Origin of the sequence: Microbispora sp. GKU 823, from assembly GCF_002027145.1 — a bacterium.
GTDB classification, from domain to species: domain Bacteria; phylum Actinomycetota; class Actinomycetes; order Streptosporangiales; family Streptosporangiaceae; genus Microbispora; species Microbispora siamensis.
In genome coordinates, this window is record NZ_MWJN01000220.1 from 1 (window position 1) to 2,905 (window position 2,905).

Genomic DNA, 2,905 nt, shown 5'->3' on the forward strand with positions numbered 1-2,905 from the left:
ATCTTCTGGGAGAGGTCGCCCTTGGCGACGGCGGTGGTGACCTCGGCGATGGAGCGGACCTGGCTGGTGAGGTTGCCCGCCATGGCGTTCACCGAGTCGGTGAGGTCCTTCCAGGTGCCCGAGACCCCCGGAACCTCGGCCTGCCCGCCGAGCTGGCCCTCGGTGCCGACCTCCCGCGCCACGCGCGTCACCTCGGAGGTGAACAGGGAGAGCTGGTCGACCATCCCGTTGAAGACCGTCGCGATCTCCGTCAGCAGGCCGTCTCCGTCCTCGGGGAGCCGGGTGCCGAAGTCGCCGTCCCGTACGGCGGTGAGGCCGGCCAGGAGCTGCCGCAGATCCAGTTCGGGGTCGCCGCCGGCGGCGCGCGCTGATCGCGCACGCTTCGCGGTGCCTGCCCTCTCGACCATGTCCACCCTCGCGATCGCCGTCTGAACTGGGAAAAGAAAGCATATAAAGCGGTGACCGCCGCTGCGGACGGAGCGGGCGCACCAGCCTGCAAGGCTACCGGGCGGACGATCTCCGCGGAGCGCCCCCATAGGCGACGTGTCAGTGTCGATCACGACTTCGGGGTACATCCGCACCGTGCACGTACTGCGCCTGTGCTCCGTCTTCGCCGCGCCCGTGACCGCGCTGCGGGGCAGGGGCGTGCGGTTCGATCCCGTCGGGGGCATGCAGAACCACTGCGCGCGGCTCAGCGAGGCGCTCGACCGGCTCGGCGTGCGGCAGACGATCGTCACCACCCGCCCGCCCACGGCCCCCCGTACGGAGGACTTCGGACGGCACGGGCTGCTGGTGCGGCTGGGCCTGCCGATCCCGGCGGGCCGGCAGATGTACGCGGTGGCGGCCTGGCCGCTGCTGTCCCGGCTCGCGGAGGGAGCCGACCTGGTCCACGCCCACCTGGGGGAGGACCTGGCCGTCGTGCCGCTTGCCCTGCGGGCGGCCGGCCACGCCCGGGTGCCGTTCGTCCTCACCGTCCACTGCAGTCCCGGCCACACGGTGAGCGGCCGTACGCCGCGTGCGCTGGTGCTGCGGCACCTCGGCGGAGCGCTGGAACGGCGGGGCACGGCCCGTGCCGACGCGGTGATCGTGCTCACCTCGCGGATGCGGGACGTGCTGGTCGGCGGCGGCGTCCCGGCGGGCCGCGTCCACGTGATCCCCTCCGGGATAGCCCCGGTGTTCACCCGGCCCGCCGGCCCGGGCCCGCTGCTCGACGGCGTGCCCGTGCCGCGCGTGCTGTACGTGGGCCGCCTCCACGAGCAGAAGGGCGTGGACGTCCTGCTGCGGGCGCTCGCGCTGCTCGGCGACCCACCGGTCGACCTCCTGGTGGTGGGTGACGGGCCGCGCGCCAGGCGGCTGCGGGAACTCGCGGAGCGGCTGGGCGTCGCCGCCCGGGTCCACCTGCGCGGGTTCGTCCCGCAGGAGGATATCCCCGGCGTGCTCGGCGGGGGAGACCCGCTCGTGCTCCCCTCCCGGTATGAGGAACTCGGCACGGTGCTGATCGAGGCCATGCACGCGGGCAACCCGATCGTCGCCACCCGCGTCGGCGGCATTCCCGACCTGGTCGAGGACGGCGTCACCGGGCTGCTCGTCCCGCCCGGGCGGCCCGAGGCGCTGGCCGCCGCCATCCGCCGGCTGCTCGACGACCCGGCGGAGGCCAAGGAGATGGCCGCCAACGCCCGGCGCAGGGTCGCCGAGCTGCACTGGGACACACTCGTGCACCGGGTGCACGCGGTCTACGGCGAGGTGCTGCGGGCGCGTACGCGGATCGAGGCCCGGGCCTGAGCCCCATCCGGTGTCGACATCCGGGCCCGCGCCTCATCCCGTGGAGTCGCGGCCGGCGTCGAACACCTTCTCGTAGTGCTCACGCGCCTGCTCGACCACGGAGTCATCGAGCCACGCGACCGGCTCGACCCGGTCGATGAGCGGCTCGTGGTCGGGGCCGCGGGCCACCACTCGACCGGCCAGCACCCACGCGTGCCGCTCCTCGTCCTTCTCGGCCAGGTGTGTGTACTTGCAGATCTGACGGGCCAGCCAGTCACGCAGCGGGAGAGTCCACCAGCGCTCGGCGTCGAGCACCGTCACCGACAGGCCGGGCAGTTCCAGACGGCTCTCGTAGTCGACGCTCGGCTTGCCGGCGTCGGCGTCGGGGCCCTTGGAATAGCGCAGGTACAGCCCGGGCCGGTGCTCGACGAGCTCGGTCAGCTCGTCGAGGCTCTTGATCGTCGGTATCCCGCTCACCTCACCCCTCCACGGTCACGCCCGTCGCGTCTCTTCCCGATGGTCACGCGGGGTGCGGAGGGCGCTGGTCCGGCGGAACGCCGCCGCCCTTGTTCCCCTTGTCGGTGCCGTGCGGGTGCCCTCCGGACTTCGCGGCGCTCGCCGACTCCGGGATGACGTCGACGTTCTCGTCGTTGGCGCCGCCCCCGCCTGACCGGCGGAGCTCCGGCTGCTGAGGCTCGGTCATCGTCTCTCCTCTCCGCGGGCCGTACCGGACAACGGCCGCACCGGAAACGGGCGGTCCGGAAACGGTCCGTCGGCGGTGCTGTCCACCCCTCCCCATCCGCCAACAGGGCAAACCCCCGTCCTGTGAGCGCCGGAGAGGGCGTCACGCACCGTGACATCCCCTCCGATGGCCCGGCGGAGATTGCTAATGCGCATTATTACCGCTATTACACCGTTGACGGGAGGGCGGAGGAGCCCGCAGTATGTCATCTCGGCGAAACTAATACGCATTAGCACCGTAACCAGTGACTACATGCGGTGATGTCGCTCGCGCTCACCCCCCGCCCCCGGATCCCTCGCCCCTGAGGAGTCGCCCCCATGAACCAGGACATCGAAAAGGACCGTGACCCCGCCCTGCCGGTGATCGGCCGCCGCGGCCTGCTGGCCGCGCCGGGGGAGCGAT

The 2,905-nt window shown here is 72.4% G+C and carries 4 protein-coding genes; 1 reads left to right on the forward strand and 3 read right to left on the reverse strand.

Annotated features, from left to right (window positions below; translation table 11 throughout):
- On the reverse strand, window positions 1-407 hold a 407-nt coding region (locus tag B1L11_RS44260), incomplete at its 3' end, for a HAMP domain-containing protein (protein ID WP_143738001.1).
- 136 nt (window positions 408-543) lie between these two features.
- On the opposite strand from B1L11_RS44260, the gene B1L11_RS44265 reads away from it, so the two are divergent.
- Complete coding sequence (locus B1L11_RS44265; protein ID WP_218671717.1) at window positions 544-1,782, forward strand: glycosyltransferase family 4 protein; 1,239 nt, start codon at window positions 544-546, stop codon at window positions 1,780-1,782.
- 33 nt (window positions 1,783-1,815) lie between these two features.
- Here the strand turns inward: B1L11_RS44265 and B1L11_RS44270 are convergent, their stop codons facing one another.
- On the reverse strand, window positions 1,816-2,238 hold the full coding sequence (locus B1L11_RS44270; protein ID WP_079321092.1) for a DUF6098 family protein: 423 nt from the start codon (window positions 2,236-2,238) through the stop codon (window positions 1,816-1,818).
- 43 nt (window positions 2,239-2,281) lie between these two features.
- Entirely contained in the window at window positions 2,282-2,464 is a 183-nt protein-coding gene (locus tag B1L11_RS44275; RefSeq protein ID WP_079321093.1) for a hypothetical protein, read from the reverse strand.
- Between the last annotated feature and the right edge of the window lie 441 nt (window positions 2,465-2,905).